We start from the raw sequence: 21,387 nt of genomic DNA, 5'->3' as shown, positions 1-21,387 counted from the left end.
CGGGACTCACACAGCGCCGTTCCCTACGATGGCGCGGTGACCAGTACCGCGTCCTCCACGGACACCCGGCAGGGAACGGCCCCGCACGACCGGCGGCCGTCGTGGCCGCAGCGGCTGCGCCGTTTCGGCTATGCGGCGCCGCCCGCCGCCGACGTGCGCGACCGGCTCGTGCCGCCGTACGCCGAACCGAGCCCGCGGCTGTGGCACGTGCTGGGCGTGCCGCCGGTCCTGGCCGACCGGATCGGCCGCTGGTCCGGCTGGGGCGGCCCGCTGCTGGTGACGCTGCTCGCGGGTGTGATCCGGTTCTGGAACCTGGGCAGCCCGAAGGCGGTGATATTCGACGAGACGTACTACGCCAAGGACGCCTGGGCGCTCGTCCACCGCGGCTTCGAGGTCAACTGGGACAAGAACGTCAACGATCTGATCCTGTCCTCGAACGGCCATGTCCCGGTCCCGACCGACCCGGCGTATGTCGTGCATCCGCCGGTCGGCAAGTACGTCATCGGGCTCGGTGAGCTGATCTTCGGCTTCGACCCGTTCGGCTGGCGGTTCATGACGGCCCTGCTCGGCACGCTGAGCGTGCTGATGCTGTGCCGGATCGGCCGGCGCCTGTTCCGCTCGACCTTCCTCGGCTGTCTGGCGGGCGCGCTGATGGCGGTGGACGGGCTGCACTTCGTGATGAGCCGCACCTCGCTGCTGGACGGGGTGCTGATGTTCTTCGTGCTGGCCGCGTTCGGCTGCCTGGTGGTCGACCGGGACAAGGCGCGCGAGCGGCTGGCGGCGGCGCTGCCCGTGGACGCCGACGGCCGGGTGCGCCCGCACGCGCACACCGCCGACACGGCGGGCCTGGGCCTGCGGCCGTGGCGCTGGCTGGCGGGCCTGATGCTGGGCCTGGCGATCGGCACCAAGTGGAACGGCCTGTACGTGCTGGTGGCGTTCTGCGTGATGACGGTGCTGTGGGACGTCGGCTCCCGCAAGGTGGCCGGCGCCCGGCGCCCGTACGCGGCCGTGATCAAGCACGACCTGGGGCTGGCGTTCGTCGCCACGGTGCCCGTGGCGGTCGTCACCTACCTCGCCTCCTGGACCGGCTGGATCCTCTCCCCGACCGACGGCTCGGGCGGCTACTACCGCAACTGGGCCGCCACCGACGGCAAGGGCGGCAGCTGGACGTGGCTGTTCCCGGACTGGTGGCGCAGCCTGTGGCACTACGAGCACGAGGTGTACGAGTTCCACCTCAACCTGCACTCGCCGCACACCTACCAGTCCAACCCCTGGAGCTGGATCGTCCTGGGCCGCCCGGTGTCGTACTTCTACGAGTCGCCGGCGCCCGGCAAGGACGGCTGTCCGGCGGACGCGGGGGAGAAGTGCGCGCGCGAGGTGCTGGCGATCGGCACGCCGCTGCTGTGGTGGGTGGCCTGCTTCGCGATCCTGTACGTGCTGTGGCGCTGGTTCTTCCGCCGCGACTGGCGCGCGGGCGCCATCGCCTGCGGCATCGCGGCCGGCTATCTGCCGTGGTTCCTGTACCAGGAGCGCACGATCTTCCTCTTCTACGCGGTCGTCTTCGTGCCGTTCCTGTGCCTGGCGGTGGCGATGCTGCTGGGGGCGATCGCCGGCTCCCCGGGCGCCAGCGACACGCGCAGGGTGGCGGGCGCGACGAGCGCGGGCGTCCTGGTCCTGCTGATCGCGTGGAACTTCATCTACTTCTGGCCCCTGTTCACCGGCACGGCGATCCCCATCGACCAGTGGCGGTCGCGGATGTGGCTGGATACGTGGGTATGACACGGATTGACTGAGCGCTTCGCGTCTCTCTTCGGACAACTTCCGGAAACTGCCGCCCCACTCGGCCCCCGGGCCGCATACAGTGCGAGGCGGCAGAGTCTTTGAACGCGTTCAATAAACGGCGTGGGCGAAGACCTCATGGGGAGGACACGGGGAGGAACGCGTCATGCGTACGGGGGTCAAGGCCGGCATCGTGACCGCGGTGCTGGCCGCCATGGTGGGCGGAGCCGGGTACGGGGCGTACAACATCGTCTCGGCGCTGAACGGCGACGGCGGGAGCGGGGCGAGCGGGCCGGCGCCCGCGCGGACCGGGCCGCCCAGTGGCGACGAGGTGCAGGAGACGGCGCGGAAGTTCTTCGCCGCGTGGGCGAAGGGGCAGGCGGCCGAGGCGGCGTCGTACACGAACAACGCGGCGAAGGCCGAGCCGCTGCTGACCTCCTACGGTCAGGCCGCGCACATCACCGGGGTGCGGATCACGCCCGGTGCGGCGAGCGGCGCCACCGTGCCGTTCACGGTGAAGGCAACGGTGTCATACGGCGGCAGGAGCAAGCCGCTGGACTACAGCAGCCGGCTCACCGTCGTGCGCGGGCTGACCACCGGGCGGGCGCTGGTGGACTGGCAGCCGTCCGTGGTGCACCCGCGGCTGACCGGCATGGACGACACCCTGGTCACCGGGGAGGCCGCGTCCCCGCCGGTGCAGGCGGTGGACCGGGACGGCGTGGTCCTCACCAAGGACGCCTACCCCTCGCTCGGCCCGATCCTGGACGAGCTGCGCGCCAAGTACGGCGAGCAGGCGGGCGGCAGCCCGGGCGTCGAGCTGAGCGTGCACCACGCGGATGCGAGCGTCCCGGACACCAGTCTGCTCACCCTCGCCGAGGGCAAGGCGGGCAAGCTGACGACCACGCTGAGCGCACCGGTGCAGGCCGCCGCGGAGAAGGCCGTGAAGAACTACGCCGAGTCCTCGGTGGTCGCGGTCAAGGCGAGCACCGGCGAGGTGCTGGCCGTCGCCAACCACCGGGGCGACGGCTTCAACGCCGCCTTCCTCGGCAAGCTCGCCCCCGGCTCCACCATGAAGATCGTCACCGCGGCCACGCTCATCGACAACGGCCTCACCACGGCGAACGGGCCCGCGCCCTGCCCGGACGACGTGATGTGGGAGGGGCAGACCTTCCACAACCTCAAGAGCATGAAGCCGGACCCGGACGCGACGCTCGCCGACAGCTTCGCCCGCTCCTGCAACACCGCCTTCATCAAGTACGTGAAGCAGCTGAAGAACGAGTCGCTGAACCAGGAGGCCACCGAGCGCTTCGGGCTCGGCCAGGACAACTGGCAGACCGGCATCCCCTCGTTCGACGGCTCCGTCCCGGCCGTCGAGGGCCCCGACAAGGCGGCGGCCCTCATCGGCCAGGGCCAGGTGCAGATGAGCCCGCTGAACATGGCCTCGGTCACGGCGACCGCGATGACGGGCGCCTTCCACCAGCCGGTGATCGTGCCGCGGAGCCTGGACGACCGTGAGCTTGCCCACGCCCGGGGGCTGTCGCCGGACACCGTGCGGCAACTGCGCGCCATGATGAACCGCACCGCGACCAGTGGCACGGCCGCGCAGGCGATGGCCGGGCTGCACGGCAGGATCGGCGCCAAGACCGGATCGGCCGAGGTCGACGGGCAGTCGAAGTCCAATAGCTGGTTCACCGGCTACCGGGGCGATGTCGCGGCGGCCGCGATGACCCAGGAGGGCGGACACGGCGGCGACGCGGCCGGGCCGATTGTCGCAAGCGTGCTACGGGTGGGCGGCTGACGTCACCCGCTCAGGACGGGACTCTAGGGTGGTTGCCGTCGTTGGGGTGTGTGAGGGCAACGAGGGCAATGGGGCGTGTGGCGCCCTGGGGAACGCGCGGAGGAACACGGAGCAGTGGGTAAGAGACGACGCGTCGCCGAGCGGCGCAGGACCGGACCCGCCGTCGTAGGCGGAATGATCGCCGTGGTCGTCGGCGGCGCCGGGGTCGGCGCGTACGCGCTGTACGGCGGCGGCGCGGCGGCCGAGGACAACAAGGCCACCACGGCCGCGGCCCACAAGAAGGCCGTCAAGACGGGCCCGTTGTCCGCGGCCGAGGTCGCCACCACCGCGCAGACGTTCCTCACGACGTGGCAGCAGGGCCGCCTCCCCCAGGCGGCGGCCGCCACGAACGACCCCGCGGCCGCGACCGCCCTGCTCACCGGCTACGCCAAGGACGCCCACATCCAGGGCCTCACCCTCACCCCGGGTGCGCCGCAGGGCGCCAAGGTCCCGTTCACCGTCAAGGGAACGGTGTCCTACCAGGGCGTCAGCAAGCCCCTCACGTACAGCAGCGCCTTCACCGTGGTGCGCCGCGCCGAGGACGGCAAGCCGTACGTGGACTGGCACGCGAACGTCGTCCACCCCGACCTCGCCGACGGCGACACCCTGGTCACCGGCGAGTCGGGCACGCCGCCGGTGAAGGCGCTGGACCGCGCGGGCGGCGAGATCACGGAGGCGAAGTACCCGTCGCTGGGCTCGGTCCTGGACGGGCTGCGCGAGAAGTACGGCAAGAAGGCCGGCGGCAAGGCGGGCATCGAGCTGCGCGTGGTGCGCGGCAAGGAGTCCAAGGCGAAGAAGCTCTCCGACAAGACCGTGCTGGAGCTGAGCAAGGGCACGCCGGGCACGGTGAAGACGACGCTGAGCCCGCGGATGCAGGCGGCAGCGGAAGCGCAGGTGGCCAAGCGGGCGCGGGCCTCGGTGGTCGTGGTGCGGCCGTCGACGGGTGAGATCCTCGCCGTCGCCAACAGCGGCCACGGCTTCAACACCGCGCTGCAGGGCTCGCTCGCGCCCGGCTCCACGATGAAGATCGTCACGTCGTCGCTGCTGATCGACAAGGGCCTGGCGTCGTCGGAGAAGCAGCACCCGTGCCCGAAGTACTTCACCTACGGCGGCTGGAAGTTCCAGAACGACGACGAGTTCGAGATCAAGAACGGCTCGTTCAAGGCGAGCTTCGCCCGCTCCTGCAACACGGCCTTCATCAGCCAGGCCCCGAAGCTGGACGACGACGACCTGACCCGGCAGGCCCAGCAGGTGTTCGGCCTGTCGATGAACAACTGGGCGATCGGCGTGCCGTCCTTCGACGGGGCGGTGCCGGTGCAGTCGGCGGCGCAGAAGGCGGCCTCGCTGATCGGCCAGGGCGGGGTGCGGATGAACCCGCTGAACATGGCGTCGGTCGCCGCGACCGTGCAGTCCGGCTCCTTCCACCAGCCGTACCTGGTCTCCCCGGAGGTGGACGGCCGCAGCCTGGCCCACGCCTCGCGCTCGCTGTCGCCGTCGACGCTGTCGCAGCTGCGGGAGCTGATGCGCTACACGGCGGCGGCCGGTACGGCGGCCGAGGCGATGTCCGGGCTCGGCCCGGACTACGGCGCGAAGACCGGCTCGGCGGAGGTCGACGGGCAGGAGAAGCCCAACGGCTGGTTCACCGCGTACAAGGGTGATCTCGCGGCGGCCGGTGTGGTGCAGGCGGGCGGTCACGGCGGCGACACGGCCGGGCCGATCGTGGCCTCGCTGCTGCGGATGGGCTGAGGCCCACCCCCTTGGGCTGAGGCCCACCCCATTGGGCTGAGGCCCACCCTGTGAGGGCTCAGACGGCGGCGAGATAGGTGCGCCGCAGGAAGCGGAGCAGCGTCTTCGACTCGAACTGGACGACGGAGACGCCCCGCGCGGAGTGGAACTCGACGACGGCGCCGACGCGCCCGCACGGCCACACCCGCACCTCACCGGTGCCGACCGGAGCGCGCAGGCCCTGTTCGAGCAGGGTGCGGGAGAAGGTCCACTCGTCGGTTCCGGGCAGGCCGACGCGCACGGAGCGCGGGTCGGCCTCGGGGTCGTAGCGCAGGACCACGGGTATCGCCGTGTCCTCGTCGGGGTCCGCGTCCGTGACGACGTGGGCTCGGGCGTACTGCTCGACTACAGACATCGGACGGCCCCTTACGCTCAGTGACCTATGTGAAAGCTATCAATCCGCTTCCCTTACCAATGTCCCACATGAGGCGCCTTACGCCCTGTTGAGCGTTCCGGTCTCGGATCTCAAGCAACCACCGACTCGCTCTTGCAAGTAGTTCGCATTAAGCCACTATCATCGAACGGTGCACGTACCTGACGGATTCATCAACGCCCCGGTCTCCGCCGCGACCGGCGTCGTCGCCGCCGGCGCGATAGCCGTGAGCCTGCGCGGCGCCCGCCGTGAGCTGGACGAACGCACCGCGCCGCTGGCCGGCCTGGTCGCCGCGTTCATCTTCGCGGTGCAGATGCTGAACTTCCCCGTCGCGGCCGGCACCAGCGGCCACCTGCTGGGCGGAGCGCTCGCCGCGATCCTCGTCGGGCCCTGCACCGGCGTCCTGTGCGTCTCCGTGGTCCTGCTGATGCAGGGCATCCTCTTCGCCGACGGCGGCCTGACCGCCCTCGGCGTGAACATCACCGACATGGCGATCGTCACCACCGTCGTCGCCTACGCCGTCTTCCGCGGCCTGGTGAAGGTGCTGCCGCGCGGCCGCCGCTCGGTCACCGTCGCCACCTTCGCCGCCGCGCTGCTGTCGGTGCCGGCCGCCGCCCTCGCCTTCACCGGCATCTACGCCCTGGGCGGCACCACCGACGTCTCCCTGGCCAAGGTCGCCACCGCGATGATCGGCGTGCACGTCCTCATCGGCCTCGGCGAGGCCGCGATCACCGCGCTGACCGTCGGCGCCGTCATCGCCGTACGCCCGGACCTGGTGTACGGGGCGCGCGGCCTGCAGCAGCGGCTGAAGCTGCGGGTGAACGGGGAGCTGGTTGACGCCCCGACGCCGGTCACCGTGCCCGCCGCCGCGCGCACCTCGCGCCGCAAGCTGTGGGTCACCGGGCTGGTCACCTCCCTGGTCCTCGCCGGCTTCGTGAGCTTCTACGCCTCCGCCAGCCCCGACGGGCTGGAGAAGGTCGCCCACGACCAGGGCATCGACGCCAAGGCGAAGGAGCACGCCTCCGCCGACTCGCCGCTCGCCGACTACGGCGTGAAGGACATCGGCAACGCCCGGCTGTCCGGCGGTCTCGCCGGTGTGATCGGCGTGGGTATGACGGTCGTCGCGGGCAGCGCGGTGTTCTGGGCCGTGCGCCGGCGCCGCGGCGACGACGTGTCGCCGGCGTCGACGACCGTGGAGAACGTCTGACATGGGCGCCGGGCACGCGCACCGGCTCTACCGGCACGGGCACACCCCGGTGCACGCGCTGCCGCCGCACACCAAGCTCGCCGCCGCGTTCGCCTTCGTCGTGGTCGTCGTCTCCACGCCCCGGGAGGCGCTGTGGGCGTTCGCGCTGTACGCCGCCCTGCTCGGCGTGGTGGCGTACCACGCGCGCGTGGGGGCCGGGTTCCTGCTGAAGCGGCTGCTGATCGAGGTGCCGTTCGTCGCGTTCGCGGTGCTCATGCCGTTCGTCGCGGAGGGCGAGCGGGTCGACGTCCTCGGGCTGTCGCTGAGCGTCAACGGCCTGTGGGGCGCCTGGAACGTGCTCGCCAAGGGCACCCTCGGCGTCGCCGCGTCCGTACTGCTGGCCGCCACCACCGAGCTGCGCGAACTGCTCCTCGGACTGCAGCGGCTGAAGCTGCCGCCACTGCTCGTGCAGATCGCGTCCTTCATGATCCGCTACGGCGACGTCATCACCGACGAGATGCGCCGCATGCGCATCGCCCGCGAGTCGCGCGGCTTCGAGGCGAAGGGCGTACGGCACTGGGGGGTGCTCGCGAAGTCGGCGGGCGCCCTGTTCATCCGCTCCTACGAACGCGGCGAGCGCGTGCACCTCGCCATGGTCAGCCGTGGGTACGCCGGTTCGATGCCGGTGATCGACGAGGTGACCGCCTCCCGGGCGCAGTGGTCGTACGCGCTGGCCCTCCCCTGTTCGGCCCTGGTCGTCTGTCTGCTGGGATGGTTCCTGTGACCCCTTCACTGGAAGTGGCCGGACTGGCCTTCGCGTACCCCGACGGGCACCAGGCCCTGTTCGGCGTGGACTTCTCCCTGGCACGCGGCGAGCGCGTCGCGCTGCTCGGGCCGAACGGCGCCGGCAAGACGACCCTCGTGCTGCACCTCAACGGCATCCTGTCCGGCGGGACCGGCACGGTCACGGTGGCCGGACTGCCCGTGGACAAGCGGAACATGGCGGAGATCCGGCGCAAGGTCGGCATCGTCTTCCAGGACCCCGACGACCAGCTGTTCATGCCGACGGTCCGCGAGGACGTCGCCTTCGGGCCGGCCGCCGCCGGGCTGAAGGGCGCCGAGCTGGAGGAGCGGGTGGACCGGGCGCTGGAGCGGGTCGGCATGCTCGCCTTCAAGGACCGCCCGCCGCACCACCTGTCCTTCGGGCAGCGCCGCCGGGTGGCGGTCGCGACCGTGCTGGCGATGGAGCCGGAGATCCTCGTCCTGGACGAGCCGTCCTCCAACCTCGACCCCGCCTCGCGCCGCGAACTGGCCGACATCCTGCGCTCCCTGGACGTCACCGTCCTGATGGTCACCCACGACCTGCCCTACGCCCTGGAGCTGTGCCCGCGCTCGCTGATCCTCAGCGACGGCGTGATCGCGGCCGACGGCAAGACGGCCGAGCTGCTCGCCGACGAGGAGCTGATGCGCGCCCACCGCCTGGAGCTGCCCTTCGGCTTCGATCCCCGCTCCGTGACAATGGGCGCGTGACGCGCCACGACGAGGACTCCCCGCGCCTGGACCACCAGCTGTGCTTCGCGCTGTACGCGGCCCAGCGCGCGGTGACGGCCGCCTACCGCCCGCTGCTGGACGAGCTGGGCCTGACCTATCCGCAGTACCTGGTGCTGCTGGTGCTGTGGGAGCGGGGCGAGACCACGGTCAAGGAGCTGACCGAGGCGCTCCACCTGGACTACGGCACGGTGTCCCCACTGCTCAAGCGCCTGGAGTCGGCGGGCCTCGTGCGCCGTGAACGCGCCCCGCACGACGAGCGGACGGTTCTCGTGGCGTGCACGGGTCGCGGTGAGCAGCTGAAGGACCGTGCCGCGCGCGTGCCCGGGGCGCTGCTCACGGCGACCGGCCTGGAGGCGGCGGAGGTCGCCCGGCTGCGCGAGGAGCTGCACCGGCTGGCGGCCCGCGCCCAGGCCGCCGCCGAACGCCGCTGACCTCGCGTTACCCCGGGTCGCCACCCCCTGCCGGGGACCGGGAGGCTACCGGCCAGTACCTTGTGCGCAATGTACTTGTGCGCACTTGTTTCTGGGGGGTCCCACCATGACTGACGGCGCCGCGGCGGACACCCGCCCCGACACCCGTCCTTCGAAGATCATGTACGTCGCCGAGGCCACCGCGCACGGCGGCCGCGACGGGTACGTCACCAGCCAGGACGGGCAGCTCGACCTGAAGGTGGCGATGCCCCCGGAGCTGGGCGGGGACGGCAACGGCACCAACCCCGAGCAGCTCTTCGCGGCCGGTTACGCCTCCTGCTTCCACAACGCCCTGATCCTCGTCGGCAACCGCTCCGGCTACGACCTCACCGGCTCCACCGTCGCCGCGAAGGTCGGCATCGGGCCCAACCGGCAGCGCGGCTACGGGCTCGCCGTCGCCCTGAGCGTGTCGCTGCCGGTGCTGGACCCCAACCTCGCCGCCCAGCTCGTCGACGCCGCCCACGAGGTCTGCCCCTACTCCAACGCCACCCGGGGCAACATCGATGTAACGATCCTGCTCGGGTAGTCCCGCCACGGAATCGCAGGCCCTCCCCCACTGTTGCCCTCTACGTCGCAGGCGAGCTGGAGGGAAGTGCGGACGTGGACGTGCACGGAGCGGTGGCCGAGGGCTTCGAGCCGGTCAGGGAGGCGTTCGCCCGCAACTTCGCGGCGCTCGGCGAGCGCGGCGCCGCGGTGACCGTCTACCGGGACGGGCACAAGATCGTCGACCTGTGGGGCGGCACGAAGGACGTCGACGGCACCGAGCCCTGGGAGCGCGGCACGGCCCAGATCGTGCGCTCGGCCACCAAGGGCGTGGCCGCGGCCGCCCTGCTCCTGCTGCACCAGCGCGGGGAGCTGGACCTGGACGCGCCGGTCGGCGCCTACTGGCCCGAGTACAAGGCGGCCGGCAAGGAGCACACCCTGGTGCGGCACCTGCTCGCGCACCGGGCCGGCGTGCCGGTCCTGGACCGCCCGCTGACCCTGGCCGAGGCCGCCGACCCGGACCGTGCCGCGGCGGCGGTCGCGGCGCAGGCACCCGTGTGGGAGCCGGGCACCGACCACGGCTACCACGCGCACACCTACAGCTGGCTCACCGGCGAACTGGTGCGACGCGTCACCGGGCGGCCGATCGGCGAGTGGATCGCCGACGAGATCGCGGGGCCCGTGGGCGCGGACTTCTGGCTCGGACTGCCGGAGGACGCCCGCCCGCGCGTGGGCCGCGTCGGGCCCGTCACGGCACCCGAGGCGGGCGGCCTGAAGACCCGGCCCAAGCGCGCGGTCGCCGAGGCGTACGCGGACCCCGCGTCGCTGACCCTGCGCGCCTTCGGGGCGATCGCCCCCGCACCCGACGAGAACGACCCCGCCTACCACGCGGCCGGCCTGGCGGGCTCCACCGGCATCGCCACCGCCGACGGGCTGGCCCGCGTCTACGCCTCACTGATCGGCGAGGTCGACGGCGGAACGCGGCTGTTCACCCCGCACACCACGGAGCTGGCCCGCGGCGAGCAGTCGGCCGGCCCGGACCGGGTGCTGGTGGTCACAACCCGGTTCGGCCTCGGCTACATGCTGCACGGCGGCGCCTCCCCCTTGCTCGCCGACGGCTCCTTCGGCCACCCCGGCCGCGGCGGCGCCCTCGGCTTCGCCGACCCCGACGCGGGCATCGCGTTCGGCTATGTCACCAACGGCTTCAGGAAGAGCGTGACGGCGGACCCCCGCGCACAGGCCCTCGTGCGGGCGGTGCGGACAGCCCTGTCCCGGTGAGGCGGGCGCCGGAGCCGAAGGAGGCCCGGCCTCACACGTGGATCGGGTGCGACGTGCGGCCCGACGCCTCGTCGATCTCGTCGTGCGCCTTGGTCAGCAGCCGCATCGCGAGCTCGTTCAGCGCCCGCGCACCGGCGATCTCCTCCCCGACCCTGGGCTGATTGGAGTCCGTGCGGTGGCGGGTGGCACTGCCGTGGGCCCGTACCTCCGAGCCGTCCGGCAGCCGCACCAGCGCCACCGCGCGCGTGTGCTGGTCGTCCTCGATGAACTCCAGCTCCACGTGCCATCCCACAGCGGTGTGCATCGTCATGCCGATCACCTCCGGAACACTTGCTTCCAGGGTGCGCCTCTCGACGCCGGGACGCATCCATGCGACCGGGACCGGGCGGTCAGTCCGGCTCGGCGTGGGCCTCGGTGCGCGGGGCCGGGGCGCGCGGCGGGGTGCGCGGAGGCGCGGCGAGCCGCGTGACCCGCGCGTCCAGCGCCGCCAGGTGCCCGGCGGCCTCGGCGACCAGGTCCTCGCGCATCCGGCGCTGGCGGCGGTGACCGAGCTCCAGCGTGCCGGCGGTGGCGCCCGCGCCGATCAGCACCGTCGCCGCCAGCGCCCCGAACACCCGGGGTATACCGCGCCCGGCCGCGTCGAAGGTGAGCGCCGCCGCGACGGCCAGGCCCAGCGTCCCGGCCAGCCACAGCACGTACCAGCCCAGCAGCCAGGGATGGTCCTGGCGCAGCCATGCCCGCCGTGACCGCCGGGCCTCGCCCGTCAGGCGGGTCAGCGCGGCCCGCAGGTCGGCGAGTTCCCAGGCCGCCTTCTCCCGCTGCTCCCGGGAGAGCGGAGCGCGCCAGCCGTCGACCCGCCGGTGCAGACGGGCCACCGCCCGGCGCAGCGCCGCGCGCGGCACCCGCTCGGGCAGGCCCTGCGGCCAGTTCTCCCACTGGTCGCGTTCGCGCTGCCGGGTGCGGAAGAAGTGCGCGACGGCCTGTCCGAGTCCCAGCACCACGATCAGCACCATGACCAGCGCGGCCTCCACGCCCGTGCCGCCCCGCCCCGCGAAGACGACGGCCAGCGCCGCACCGGCCAGCGCCGCCGCCATCGGCCAGGTCAGCCGCACATACGTCTCGTGGCGCAGCTTGTGCAGCTCGCGCTCGACGGCGTCGACACCTCGGCGCAGCAGCAGCTGCATCAGGCCGACCGTCACCAGCGGCACGCCCATCGCCAGGCACGACCACACCACGCCCCACAGGGGCAGCGGCAGTTCGTCGTCGGTGGCGGGCGCCCAGTGCCGGTCGGTCAGCAGCACCGGCAGTCCGACCAGGGCGAGGGCACCGGCGACGGCGGCGACGGCCTCGGTCACCCGCCCGGGGCCGGGCCGCGGCTCGGGCGCCGGGATCTCCCGCCAGCTCCGGCTGACGTCGGCCTCCACGACCGCGACCAGTGCCGCCAGGTCCTCTTCGAGCCGCGCCTCGCGCAGCCGCTGCGCCTGCCGGTGCGCCAGGTCGCGCACCGGCTCGGGCAGCTCGTCGGGCAGCGGCGGCAGGGCGGCGTCCAGCAGGACGGGCACGATCGTCTTGCCGCCGCGCAGCGCCTGCTCGATCTCCCGGCGCACCCAGTCGCCCGGCTGCTCCAGGCGCCGCGCCCCGGTGTCGGTCCGGTCCCCGGCCCACCCCTCGTGCATGACGACGAGCAGGACGTCGCAGTCCTCGACGCGCTCGCGCAGGGCGTCCGGGTAGCGCGCACCCGGCACGAGCGAGGGGATGTCCTGGAACACGCGGTCCGCGCCGAAGTGCTCCTGCAGGCGCTCGTACAGCCGGGCGACCAGATGGCCGTGCGGCCCCCTGCGGTAGTTGATGAAGACACCGCCCTCGGCGCGCATCCCCGGCCCCCTCAAGCTCACGTCCCTGTCTGCTCGAACCCCGTACGTATCACAGGGGTGGCCGCGCGGACCGCGGGTACCGTGAACCTTCCCGTCATACGGGGGACGGCCTCCGACGGAAAGGGGAGACGGTGATGGCTGCGGACACCGGGGACTGCGTCTTCTGCGCCATCGCCGCGCACCGCGATCCCGCGCGCATCGTCCACGAGGACGCCCACACCGTGGCCTTCTTCCCCCTCGCACCGGCGGTCCCCGGACACACCCTGGTGGTGCCCCGCGCACACGCCGCGGATCTGTGGGAGATGGACGAGGTGGCGGTGGGCCGGGTGATGCGGACCGTGCTGCGGGTGGGGTCGGCGCTGCGCGCGGTGCTCGCTCCGCAGGGGCTGAACATCATCCACTCCTCCGGGACGGCGGCCACCCAGACCGTCTTCCACGCGCATGTGCATGTGGTGCCGCGCCACGCCGGGGACGCGATGGGGCCGATCTGGCCGCCGCGGCGGGAGGGTGACGCGGCCACGCTGGACGACCTGGCCGGCCGCCTCACCGAGGCTCTCGCCTCACCCTGACCCGGGCCCTCACAGCGCGACGCCGAGGATCACCAGGTCGGCGGCGACCAGCGGGCCGTAGTAGAGCACGAGGGTCTGCGACAGGGCGGTGGGCAGCCACGGGGTCTGCGCCAGATAGGGGCCGACGTTCATGGACATCGGCTCGACGGCGCTGCCCGGGCGGCGGACGTCGTCGTAGAGGCGGCGGAAGAGGCGCTCCTGGCGCAGGAAGAAGGTGTCCAGGTACCAGAAGCACAGCAGCGGCACCAGGCCGACCGTGGCGATCGGCCAGCTCAGCCGGCTCGCCGACACCGCGAGCAGTGCGGCCGTCAGGGTCAGCGCCCAGCCCTTGACCAGGAACGAGTTCGTGCCCAGCCGGGTGACGACCTGCTGGATGAACTCCAGGTGCTTGATCCGGTCCTCGCCCAACACCACGACGCCGGGCTCCCCTCCCGCTCGACGCGGCGTCACATGCCCCTGGGTGAGCCGCGGTTCACCGATCGTATCCGCCGGGGAGGACCGGCGAGAAGGGCTCCCTCTCCGCCGTCGTGGCCGCTCACCCCGCGTGCAGCATGAGCCCGATGCCCACGACGAGCAGGCCCGCCGCGGCGATCCGCGGTGCGCCGAAGCGCTCCTTGAAGAAGACCGCGCCGATGGCCGCGCCCACGATGATCGACGACTCACGCAGGGCGGCGATCGGTGCGAGGTCCGCCCTGGTCTGCGCCCACAGCACCAGCCCGTAGGCGAAGACGGACAGGGCGGCACCGAGGAGACCGAGCGCGGCGCAGGGGCGCAGCACCGCCGGCGTGCGCCTGCGCCAGCGCAGCACGGCGTACGCCGGGACGACCGTGCCCTGGACGATCATCAGCCAGGCGATGTACCCCACGGAGGAGCCGGAGGCCCGCACGCCGAGCCCGTCGACGACGGTGTACGCGGCGATGGTGAGCCCGGTGGCGAGCGCCGCGCCGATCGCCGCCCAGTCGGGGCGGCGCCCGCGCAGTCCCCACAGGGCCACGCCGGACAGTCCCGCGCAGGAGACGGCGATGCCGGCGGTGGCCCAGCCGCCGGGCACCTCGTGGGCGAAGACGGCGGCGAGCACGGTCACGACCAGCGGTGCCGAGCCGCGGGCGATCGGATAGGCCTGCCCGAAGTCGCCGAGCCGGAAGGACCGCATCAGCAGCGCGTAGTAGGCGACATGGACGGCCGCGGAGACCAGCAGATACGGCCAGGCCCCGGCCGCCGGGACGGCCGTGAACGGCGTCAGCGCGAGCCCGATCAGGACACCGCCGCCGGTGATGAGCGTGAACCCGACCAGCTTGTCGGTGATCCGGTGCGCGATGGCGTTCCAGCCGGCGTGGGTGACGGCGGCGAGCAGGACGGCCGCCGTGACGAGGGGCGTCACGAGGCGCGCTCGCGCACGTCCACGGCGGCGTCGGCGGTGGCGATGACGGTCGCTGTTGTCATGCACAGCACGGTAGTCGTGGAACGAGGAAGCCGGTGAGGGCGCCCCGTCCCCACGGAACCCTCACCGGCGGCTTGTGCGGTGTGCGTCAGGCGCGCACCAGTTCCTTGTCCTCGTCCGGGTCGCGGCGCCCGTCGAGGGCGCGCAGGCCCTCGCCCTCGACGTCCACGTTGGGCAGGGCGCGGTCCAGCCACTTCGGCAGCCACCAGGCCCGCTTGCCCAGCAGCGCGAGGACGGCCGGAACGATGGCCATGCGGACGACGAACGCGTCGAAGAACACCGCGATGGCCAGGCCGAAGCCGATCATCTTCACCATGGACTCGCTGGAGCCGATGAAGCCGGAGAACACGGCGATCATGATGACGGCGGCGGCCGTGACGACCCGTGCGCCGTACTTGAAGCCGGTCACGACGGCCTGGCTCGGCTTCTCGCCGTGGACGTACGCCTCCCGCATCCGGGTCACGAGGAACACCTCGTAGTCCATCGCGAGGCCGAAGACCACGCCGACCATGAAGATCGGCATCATCGACATCACCGGACCGGTCTCCTCGACGCCCATCAGGCCGGACAGCCAGCCCCACTGGAAGACCGCGACCACGGCGCCGAGCGCGGCGAGCACGCTGAGCAGGAAGCCGAGGGCCGCCTTCAGCGGGACCAGGATCGAGCGGAACACCACGATCAGCAGCAGGAACGCCAGGCCCACGACCAGCACCAGGTACGGCACGAGCGCGTCGTTCAGCTTCTGCGAGACGTCGATGTTCATCGCCGTGGAGCCGGTGACCAGCACCTTGGCGCCGGTGTCGGACTCGATGCCCGCGCCCTTGCCGCGGATCGCGTGGACCACGTCCTCGGTCTGCGTGGACGACGGCTTGGAGTTCGGGATCACCGTGATGGTGGCCGTGTCACCGGCCTTGTTCGGCTGCGCCGGGGTGACGGTGACGACGTCCTTCAGGCCCTTGATCTCGGCGCCGACCTTGTCGAAGGCGGCGCCCGGGGCGGACGCGCCCTTGGCGTCGACCACCACCATCAGCGGGCCGTTGAAGCCCGGGCCGAAGCCCTCCGACAGCAGGTCGTAGGCCCGGCGCTGGGTGGTGGACACCGGCTGCGAGCCGTCGTCCGGCAGTCCCAGCTCCAGGGAGGCCGCCGGGACGGCCGCCGCGCCGAGGCCGACGATGCCCAGGAGCAGCACGGCGACCGGGCGGCGTACGACGAAGCTGGCCCAGCGGGTGCCCATGTTCGGGCGGCCCGTCTTCCTCGCGGCGCGGCCACCGCCGAGCAGCTTGGACTTCTGACCGGCCGGCTTGACCTTGCGGCCCGCGTAGCCGAGCAGCGCCGGGATCATCGTCAGGGCGATGAGGACCGCGATGGCGACCGTGCCCGCGGCGGCGATGCCCATCTTGGTCAGCATCGGGATGTTGACGACCGAGAGGCCGACCAGGGCGATGACGACGGTCAGGCCCGCGAAGACCACCGCGGAGCCCGCGGTGCCGACGGCCCGGCCGGCCGCCTCCTCGCGTTCGCGGCCCTCGGCGAGCTCGGCGCGGTAGCGGGAGACGATGAACAGGGCGTAGTCGATGCCGACCGCGAGGCCGATCATCGTCGCGAGGGTGGACGTGGTGGAGCCGAGGTCGAGGGTGGACGCCAGCGCGGTGATCGAGGAGACGCCGATGCCGACGCCGATGATCGCGGTGAGCAGCGGCAGACCGGCCGCGAGCAGCGAGCCGAAGGTGATGACGAGGACGACCGCGGCGATGGCAATGCCGATGACCTCGGTGGATCCGGTCTCGGGCGTGGCGGACAGCGCGTCGCCGCCGATCTCCACGGTCAGTCCGGCGTCCCGCGCGTGCTGCGCGGTCTCCTTCAGGGCGTCGCGCGAGGAGTCCTCAAGCTCCATGCCGGAGACCTTGTACTTCACCGAGGCGTACGCGATCGTGCCGTCCTTGCTGACGGCGTGCCCGGTGTAGGGGTCGGCGACGGAGACGACCTCGCTGCCGGTGGACAGCTCCTTGACCGTCTTCTCGACGGTGGCCTTGGTGCCGGCGTCGGTCATCTTCTGGCCGGCCGGCGCCTTGAAGACGACGCGGGCGGTGGCGCCGTCGGCGCTGGCCCCGGGGAAGCGCTGTTCCAGCAGGTCGAAGGCCTTCTGGGCCTCGGTGCCCGGGATGGAGAAGGACGTGGTGCCCGGTGCGGGCGCGGACGCGGCGCCGACGCCGGCGAGCGTCAGCAGCGCCACCCAGATCAGGGCGACGAAGTGCCGTCGCCTGAAGGCGAGGCGGCCCAGTTTGTAGAGGAACGTGGCCACGAGGGCGTTCTCCCGGTCATGTCGTGGGGTTGCAGGGCAGGGATGATCAGCCCGACGACGTGAGCGGTGACGTCAGAGGGTGGGCTTGCAGGGAGGGGACTGTCAGGAGGTGGGGACGCCGAGGGCGGGGAGGACCACGGCGTCGATGTACGAGGTGAGGAAGGCCTGCGTGGGTGGCTGGTCGTCGAGCAGCGCCCGGGTGGCGAAGCCGCCGACCATCATGTGCAGCAGGAAGTCGAGCGCGGGACAGTCCGGCCGGACCTCGCCGCGGTCGATCGCCCGCTGGAGCACCTGGTGGAATCCGGACATCTCAGGCTCGACGAGCTGGGCCCGGAACGCCTCCCGCAGGTCCGCGTTGTGGTGCATCGCCATGGCGACGCCCCGCATCAGCGCGGAGTTCTGCTGGATGGTGCAGTCGTCCTCCAGCCGTACCAGGGCATGCAGGTCGCCCCTCAGCGAGCCGGTGTCGATCTCGTCGATCCGGCCGTGCTTGGTGTGCCGGATGGCCTTGACGACCAGTTCGGCCTTGCCGCCCCACTGGCGGTAGAGCGTGGCCTTGCTGGACCGGGTGCGGGCGGCGACGGCGTCCATGGTGAGGGCGTCGTAGCCGACCTCGCGCAGCAGGTCGAGCACGGCCTCGTACAGCTCGGCCTCGCGCTCGGGGGTGATACGGCTGCGACGTGCCGTCGTGGCCTCGGTCATCCCGCTCACCTCCTGTTCCCGCTGCTGGTCCCGCGTCCGAACGACACGGTTTCGTACACGTCCGACGGTACCCCACCGAGCAAGCGAAACGAAACGGTTTCGTTCGTGTCGTGGGTCACGGTTGTCAGCGCCGCATAAGGTGCCCTCGCACGAGTTGCCCGGGCCCCTCGCGCGGAAAAGCATGGGGAGGTGAGCTATCTGCGCATGCCCCATCTCCATGGCGACCTGTTGTGCTTCGTGGCCGAGGACGACCTCTGGCTGGCCCCGCTCGACGGACGGGAGCGCGCCTGGCGGCTCACCGCGGACCGCACCAAGGCCGGCCACCCCCGCTTCTCGCCCGACGGCGGCCTCGTCGCGTACACCAGCTGGCGCACCCTCGACCCGGAGATCCACCTCGTGCCGGTGGACGGCGGCACCAGCCGGCAGTTGACCTACTGGGGCAGCTCCGACACCCGGGTGACCGGCTGGAGCCCCGACGGCGACATCCTCGCCGTCGCCTCGCACGGCGAGCCGTTCTCCTACTTCACCTGGGCCTACAAGGTCACCACCGAGGGCGACCCGGGCCGCAAACTGCCCTGGGGCCCGGTCAGCGACCTCCAGGTCGCCGACCTCGACGGGGAACGCAAGTCGCTGCTGCTGACCGGCACCCCGCCGCACGACCCGGCCTCCTGGAAGCGCTACCGGGGCGGCGCCATGGGCCGGCTGTGGCTGCACGGACGCCGGCTGCTCGCCGACATCGGCGGCCACCTCGCCTCGCCGATGTTCGTCGGCGACCGCATCGCCTTCCTCTCCGACCACGAGGGCGTCGGCAACCTCTACTCCTGCGCCCACGACGGCTCCGACCTGCGCCGCCACACCGACCACGACGCCTTCTACGCCCGCAACGCCGCCAGCGACGGCAGCCGGGTGGTGTACCAGTGCGCGGGCGAGGTGTGGCTGGTCGACGACCTCTCCCCCGGCGCCGAGCCGCGCCGGCTCGACGTACGCCTCGGCGGGCCGCGCACCGGGCGGCGGCCCTACCAGGTGCCGGCCGCGCAGCACGTGGACGGGCTCAGCGTGGACGAGACGGGGCGCGCGAGCGCCGTCGTCGTCCGCGGCAGCCTGTACTGGCTCACCCACCGCGACGGCCCCGCCCGCACCATCACCGACACCCCCGGGGTGCGCGTGCGGCTGCCGGAGATGCTCGGCTCCGGCGGGCAGGTCGCCTACGTCACCGACGCCGAGGGCGAGGACGCCATCGAGATCGCCTACCTGCCGCGCACCACCGGCGACCGCGCCCCGCGCCGGCTCGCCCAGGGCGCACTCGGCCGGGTGCTGGAGCTGGTCGCCGACCCCGACGGCGAACGGCTCGCCGTCGCCTCGCACGACGGCCGGCTGCTCCTGCTGGACGCGAGCGAGGACGGCGGCGGCGAGGTCACCGAGCTCATCCGGTCCATCAACGGGCCCGTGCGGGACCTGGCCTTCTCCCCGGACGGCGCCTGGCTGACCTGGTCCCACCCGGGCATCGGCCGCTCGCTCAGGCAGATCAAGATGGCCCGCATCAAGGACGCGCTGATCGTCGACGTCACCAACGGCCGCTTCGAGGACGAGGGTCCCGTCTTCACCCGCGACGGCCGCTACCTCGCCTTCCTGTCCTGGCGCGGCTTCGACCCGGTGTACGACGTGCACACCGGCGACCTGTCCTTCCCGCTCGGCTGCCGCCCCTACCTGGTGCCGCTGTCGTCGGCCACCCCCTCCCCGTTCGCGCTGAGCCCCGAGGGCCGGCCGGCCGCCGGGGGCCTGGACCCGGTGGAGGACGAGGGCGCCGACGGACAGGTCACCGTCGAGGTGGAGGGCCTCGCCAACCGGGTCGTGCCCTTCCCCGTGATCGCCTCCAAGTACTCGGCCCTGTGCCCGGTCGCCGGCGGCGGCCTGGTCTGGCTGCGCTGGCCGATCTCCGGCGCGCTCGGCGAGACCTTCGTCAACCCCGACGACACCAGCGGCCGCCCCACCCTTGAGTACTTCAACCTGGCCAAGGCGAAGAAGACCGAACTCGTCGGCCACCTCGACTGGTTCGCGGTCAGCGGCGACGGCACCCGGCTGGTCGTCGTCGACGAGGGCGACCTGCGCGCGGTGCCCGCCACCGAGCCCGGCGACAGCGACTCGACGGTGTGGATCGACCTGCGCCGCATCCTGCACGAGGTCGACCCGCCCGCCGAGTGGCGCCAGTCCTTCGACGAGGCCGGCCGGCTCATCCGCGCCTACTTCTGGGACCCCGGCATGAGCGGCATCGACTGGGACGGGGTGCTCGCGCAGTACCGGCCGCTGGTCGAACAGGTCGCCTCGCCCGACGAGTTCGCCGACCTGCTGCGCGAGGTGCTCGGCGAACTCGGCACCTCGCACGCCTACGTCACCGCCGCCCGCCGCAACGAGGGCCCGCCGCACTTCCAGCGCTGGCAGGGCCTGCTCGGCGCCAACTTCGTCTGCCGGGACGGCGCATGGCTGGTCAAGCGCATCCTGCCCGGCGACTCCTCCGACTCCAAGGCCCGCTCCCCGCTGGCCGGCGCCGGCATCCGCGAGGGCGCCGCGCTCACCCACGTCGACGGCCGCCCCGTGGACCCGGTCGCGGGACCGTATCCGCTGCTCGCCGGGTCCGGCGGTACGACGGTGGAGCTGACGTTCTCCGTCGCGGAGGGCGAGGAGGGCGAGGAGGCGCACTCCCGGCGCGTCGCCGTCGTCCCGCTGATCGACGAACGGCCCCTGCGCTACCAGGACTGGGTCGCCAAACGCCGCGAGGTCGTACGCGAGCTGAGCGGCGGCAAGTGCGGCTATCTGCACATCCCCGACATGGGCGGCTCCGGCTGGGCCCAGTTCAACCGCGACCTGCGCATGGAGATGTCCCGGCCGGCGCTCATCGTCGACGTACGCGGCAACGCCGGCGGCCACATCAGCGAACTGGTCGTGGAGAAACTGACCCGCACCATCCTCGGCTGGGACCTCACCCGCGACGCCCAGCCGGTGTCGTACGCCTCCAACGCCCCGCGCGGACCGGTCGTCGCCCTGTGCGACGAGGCGACCTCATCCGACGGCGACATGATCACGGCCGCGTTCAAGCTGCTGAAGCTGGGGCCGGTGGTCGGCCAGCGCACCTGGGGCGGCGTCGTCGGCATGACCGGACGGCACCGGCTCGGCGACGGCTCGGTGATCACCGTGCCGATGAACGCGGCCTGGTTCGACGCCTACGGCTGGTCCATCGAGAACCACGGGGTGGTCCCCGACGTGGAGGCCCTGCGCACCCCGCTGGACTGGGCCGAGGGCCGCTACGCCCAACTCGACGACGCGGTACGGCTGGCGCTGGACCTGCTGCAGACCAACCCGCCGGCGAGCCCGCCGGACTACCGGGGCGTCCCGAACCGGGCCCGGCCCAAGTTGCCGCCGCGGCAGTGAACACGCGGCCGCCGCCACGGCAGTGAGCCTCTGCCCAGGCGGTGAGCACGCGCGTGGGGTGCCCGGACGTCTCCGGGCACCCCACGGCGTACAGGTCAGGCCGAGCTAGATCATGTCCTCGTCGCGGTCGAACCGCTCGTCCAGCTCGTGCTCCGGGTCCTCCATGCCCTGGCGGCCGCGCTCACGCTGCGGCTGCTGGGGCTGCTGGGACCCGCGGTTGCCCAGCTTCTCGCGAGCCTGCTCGCCCTTCTGGCGGGCCTGGTTCTGCCACTGCTCGGCCTGGTCCTGGAACTTGTCCTTCATGCCCATGTGGGTTCACTCCTGTGGTGGG

The 21,387-nt window shown here is 72.5% G+C and carries 19 protein-coding genes; 11 read left to right on the top strand and 8 right to left on the bottom strand.

Going from position 1 to position 21,387, the window contains the following annotated elements; translation table 11 throughout:
• Window positions 1-36 precede the first annotated feature (36 nt).
• The 3 genes from C3489_RS02115 (at window position 37) to C3489_RS02105 (ending at window position 5,362) form a co-directional block, all read left to right on the top strand.
• Window positions 37-1,779: a dolichyl-phosphate-mannose--protein mannosyltransferase gene (locus C3489_RS02115; RefSeq protein WP_103779194.1), complete on the top strand. Its 1,743-nt coding sequence runs from the start codon at window positions 37-39 to the stop codon at window positions 1,777-1,779.
• Window positions 1,780-1,945: 166 nt separating this feature from the next.
• On the top strand, window positions 1,946-3,577 hold the full coding sequence (locus C3489_RS02110) for a penicillin-binding transpeptidase domain-containing protein (RefSeq protein ID WP_103779192.1): 1,632 nt from the start codon (window positions 1,946-1,948) through the stop codon (window positions 3,575-3,577).
• Between the two features lie 114 nt (window positions 3,578-3,691).
• Entirely contained in the window at window positions 3,692-5,362 is a 1,671-nt protein-coding gene (locus C3489_RS02105; protein WP_103779190.1) for a penicillin-binding transpeptidase domain-containing protein, read from the top strand.
• Window positions 5,363-5,420: 58 nt separating this feature from the next.
• Here the strand turns inward: C3489_RS02105 and C3489_RS02100 are convergent, their stop codons facing one another.
• Window positions 5,421-5,756 (bottom strand): SsgA family sporulation/cell division regulator, encoded by a 336-nt coding sequence (locus C3489_RS02100; RefSeq protein WP_103779187.1) that lies wholly within the window; start codon window positions 5,754-5,756, stop codon window positions 5,421-5,423.
• A gap of 169 nt (window positions 5,757-5,925) precedes the next feature.
• Between C3489_RS02100 and C3489_RS02095 the strand changes: the two genes are divergently transcribed.
• The 6 genes from C3489_RS02095 to C3489_RS02070 all read left to right on the top strand — a co-directional run bounded on the left by C3489_RS02095 (window position 5,926) and on the right by C3489_RS02070 (window position 10,742).
• Entirely contained in the window at window positions 5,926-6,981 is a 1,056-nt protein-coding gene (locus tag C3489_RS02095; RefSeq protein ID WP_103779185.1) for an energy-coupling factor ABC transporter permease, read from the top strand.
• A gap of 1 nt (window position 6,982) precedes the next feature.
• A complete protein-coding gene (gene cbiQ / locus C3489_RS02090) occupies window positions 6,983-7,744 on the top strand; it encodes a cobalt ECF transporter T component CbiQ (RefSeq protein WP_103779183.1) in 762 nt (253 codons plus the stop codon).
• Window positions 7,732-8,490, top strand: a complete 759-nt coding sequence (locus C3489_RS02085; protein WP_103779181.1) for an energy-coupling factor ABC transporter ATP-binding protein — start codon at window positions 7,732-7,734, stop codon at window positions 8,488-8,490. Before cbiQ ends, C3489_RS02085 begins: the two co-directional genes overlap by 13 nt.
• Entirely contained in the window at window positions 8,487-8,942 is a 456-nt protein-coding gene (locus C3489_RS02080; protein ID WP_103779179.1) for a MarR family winged helix-turn-helix transcriptional regulator, read from the top strand. The genes C3489_RS02085 and C3489_RS02080 overlap by 4 nt, the downstream gene beginning before the upstream one ends.
• 106 nt (window positions 8,943-9,048) lie before the next feature.
• Window positions 9,049-9,507 (top strand): organic hydroperoxide resistance protein, encoded by a 459-nt coding sequence (locus C3489_RS02075; RefSeq protein WP_103779177.1) that lies wholly within the window; start codon window positions 9,049-9,051, stop codon window positions 9,505-9,507.
• A gap of 74 nt (window positions 9,508-9,581) precedes the next feature.
• Window positions 9,582-10,742, top strand: a complete 1,161-nt coding sequence (locus C3489_RS02070) for a serine hydrolase domain-containing protein (protein WP_103779175.1) — start codon at window positions 9,582-9,584, stop codon at window positions 10,740-10,742.
• A 31-nt stretch (window positions 10,743-10,773) separates the two neighbouring features.
• Here C3489_RS02070 and C3489_RS02065 read toward each other — a convergent pair whose 3' ends face one another.
• Together C3489_RS02065 and C3489_RS02060 are read right to left on the bottom strand one after the other, a co-directional pair.
• Window positions 10,774-11,052 (bottom strand): DUF1876 domain-containing protein, encoded by a 279-nt coding sequence (locus C3489_RS02065; RefSeq protein WP_103779349.1) that lies wholly within the window; start codon window positions 11,050-11,052, stop codon window positions 10,774-10,776.
• 79 nt (window positions 11,053-11,131) lie between these two features.
• Complete coding sequence (locus C3489_RS02060; RefSeq protein ID WP_103779173.1) at window positions 11,132-12,616, bottom strand: toll/interleukin-1 receptor domain-containing protein; 1,485 nt, start codon at window positions 12,614-12,616, stop codon at window positions 11,132-11,134.
• 134 nt (window positions 12,617-12,750) lie between these two features.
• Here C3489_RS02060 and C3489_RS02055 point away from each other — a divergent pair, with 134 nt between their 5' ends.
• On the top strand, window positions 12,751-13,185 hold the full coding sequence (locus tag C3489_RS02055; protein ID WP_103779171.1) for an HIT family protein: 435 nt from the start codon (window positions 12,751-12,753) through the stop codon (window positions 13,183-13,185).
• Window positions 13,186-13,194: 9 nt separating this feature from the next.
• Here the strand turns inward: C3489_RS02055 and C3489_RS02050 are convergent, their stop codons facing one another.
• The 4 genes from C3489_RS02050 to C3489_RS02035 all read right to left on the bottom strand — a co-directional run bounded on the left by C3489_RS02050 (window position 13,195) and on the right by C3489_RS02035 (window position 17,630).
• Window positions 13,195-13,599 carry a hypothetical protein gene (locus tag C3489_RS02050; RefSeq protein WP_258054530.1) on the bottom strand — a complete coding sequence of 135 codons (405 nt, stop codon included), beginning with the start codon at window positions 13,597-13,599 and terminating at the stop codon, window positions 13,195-13,197.
• A 121-nt stretch (window positions 13,600-13,720) separates the two neighbouring features.
• Window positions 13,721-14,566: an EamA family transporter gene (locus C3489_RS02045; RefSeq protein WP_103779167.1), complete on the bottom strand. Its 846-nt coding sequence runs from the start codon at window positions 14,564-14,566 to the stop codon at window positions 13,721-13,723.
• 148 nt (window positions 14,567-14,714) lie between these two features.
• The gene (locus C3489_RS02040; protein WP_103779165.1) at window positions 14,715-16,928 is read right to left on the bottom strand and encodes an MMPL family transporter; all 2,214 of its coding nucleotides are present in this window, start codon (window positions 16,926-16,928) and stop codon (window positions 14,715-14,717) included.
• Window positions 16,929-17,030: 102 nt separating this feature from the next.
• Complete coding sequence (locus tag C3489_RS02035; protein WP_103779163.1) at window positions 17,031-17,630, bottom strand: TetR/AcrR family transcriptional regulator; 600 nt, start codon at window positions 17,628-17,630, stop codon at window positions 17,031-17,033.
• Window positions 17,631-17,819: 189 nt separating this feature from the next.
• Here C3489_RS02035 and C3489_RS02030 point away from each other — a divergent pair, with 189 nt between their 5' ends.
• Entirely contained in the window at window positions 17,820-21,056 is a 3,237-nt protein-coding gene (locus C3489_RS02030) for a S41 family peptidase (protein ID WP_103779161.1), read from the top strand.
• A gap of 105 nt (window positions 21,057-21,161) precedes the next feature.
• On the opposite strand, the gene C3489_RS02025 is transcribed toward C3489_RS02030, so the two are convergent.
• Entirely contained in the window at window positions 21,162-21,365 is a 204-nt protein-coding gene (locus tag C3489_RS02025; RefSeq protein ID WP_103779159.1) for a hypothetical protein, read from the bottom strand.
• Window positions 21,366-21,387: the final 22 nt, after the last annotated feature.

It is taken from the genome of Streptomyces sp. Ru71 (assembly GCF_002920535.1).
In the GTDB taxonomy this organism is placed as follows: domain Bacteria; phylum Actinomycetota; class Actinomycetes; order Streptomycetales; family Streptomycetaceae; genus Streptomyces.
Note: the sequence above shows the minus strand (reverse complement) of the source record. Positions and strands in the feature narration are given on the sequence as shown.

Excerpts from the sequence above, each read along its gene's own strand:
- C3489_RS02110 (WP_103779192.1), top strand. The coding sequence starts at position 1,946 with ATGCGTACGGGGGTCAAGGCCGGCATCGTGACCGCGGTGCTGGCCGCC.
- C3489_RS02100 (WP_103779187.1), bottom strand. The coding sequence starts at position 5,756 with ATGTCTGTAGTCGAGCAGTACGCCCGAGCCCACGTCGTCACGGACGCG.
- cbiQ (WP_103779183.1), top strand. The coding sequence starts at position 6,983 with ATGGGCGCCGGGCACGCGCACCGGCTCTACCGGCACGGGCACACCCCG.
- C3489_RS02085 (WP_103779181.1), top strand. The coding sequence starts at position 7,732 with ATGGTTCCTGTGACCCCTTCACTGGAAGTGGCCGGACTGGCCTTCGCG.
- C3489_RS02075 (WP_103779177.1), top strand. The coding sequence starts at position 9,049 with ATGACTGACGGCGCCGCGGCGGACACCCGCCCCGACACCCGTCCTTCG.
- C3489_RS02065 (WP_103779349.1), bottom strand. The coding sequence starts at position 11,052 with ATGACGATGCACACCGCTGTGGGATGGCACGTGGAGCTGGAGTTCATC.
- C3489_RS02060 (WP_103779173.1), bottom strand. The coding sequence starts at position 12,616 with ATGCGCGCCGAGGGCGGTGTCTTCATCAACTACCGCAGGGGGCCGCAC.
- C3489_RS02055 (WP_103779171.1), top strand. The coding sequence starts at position 12,751 with ATGGCTGCGGACACCGGGGACTGCGTCTTCTGCGCCATCGCCGCGCAC.
- C3489_RS02035 (WP_103779163.1), bottom strand. The coding sequence starts at position 17,630 with ATGACCGAGGCCACGACGGCACGTCGCAGCCGTATCACCCCCGAGCGC.
- C3489_RS02025 (WP_103779159.1), bottom strand. The coding sequence starts at position 21,365 with ATGGGCATGAAGGACAAGTTCCAGGACCAGGCCGAGCAGTGGCAGAAC.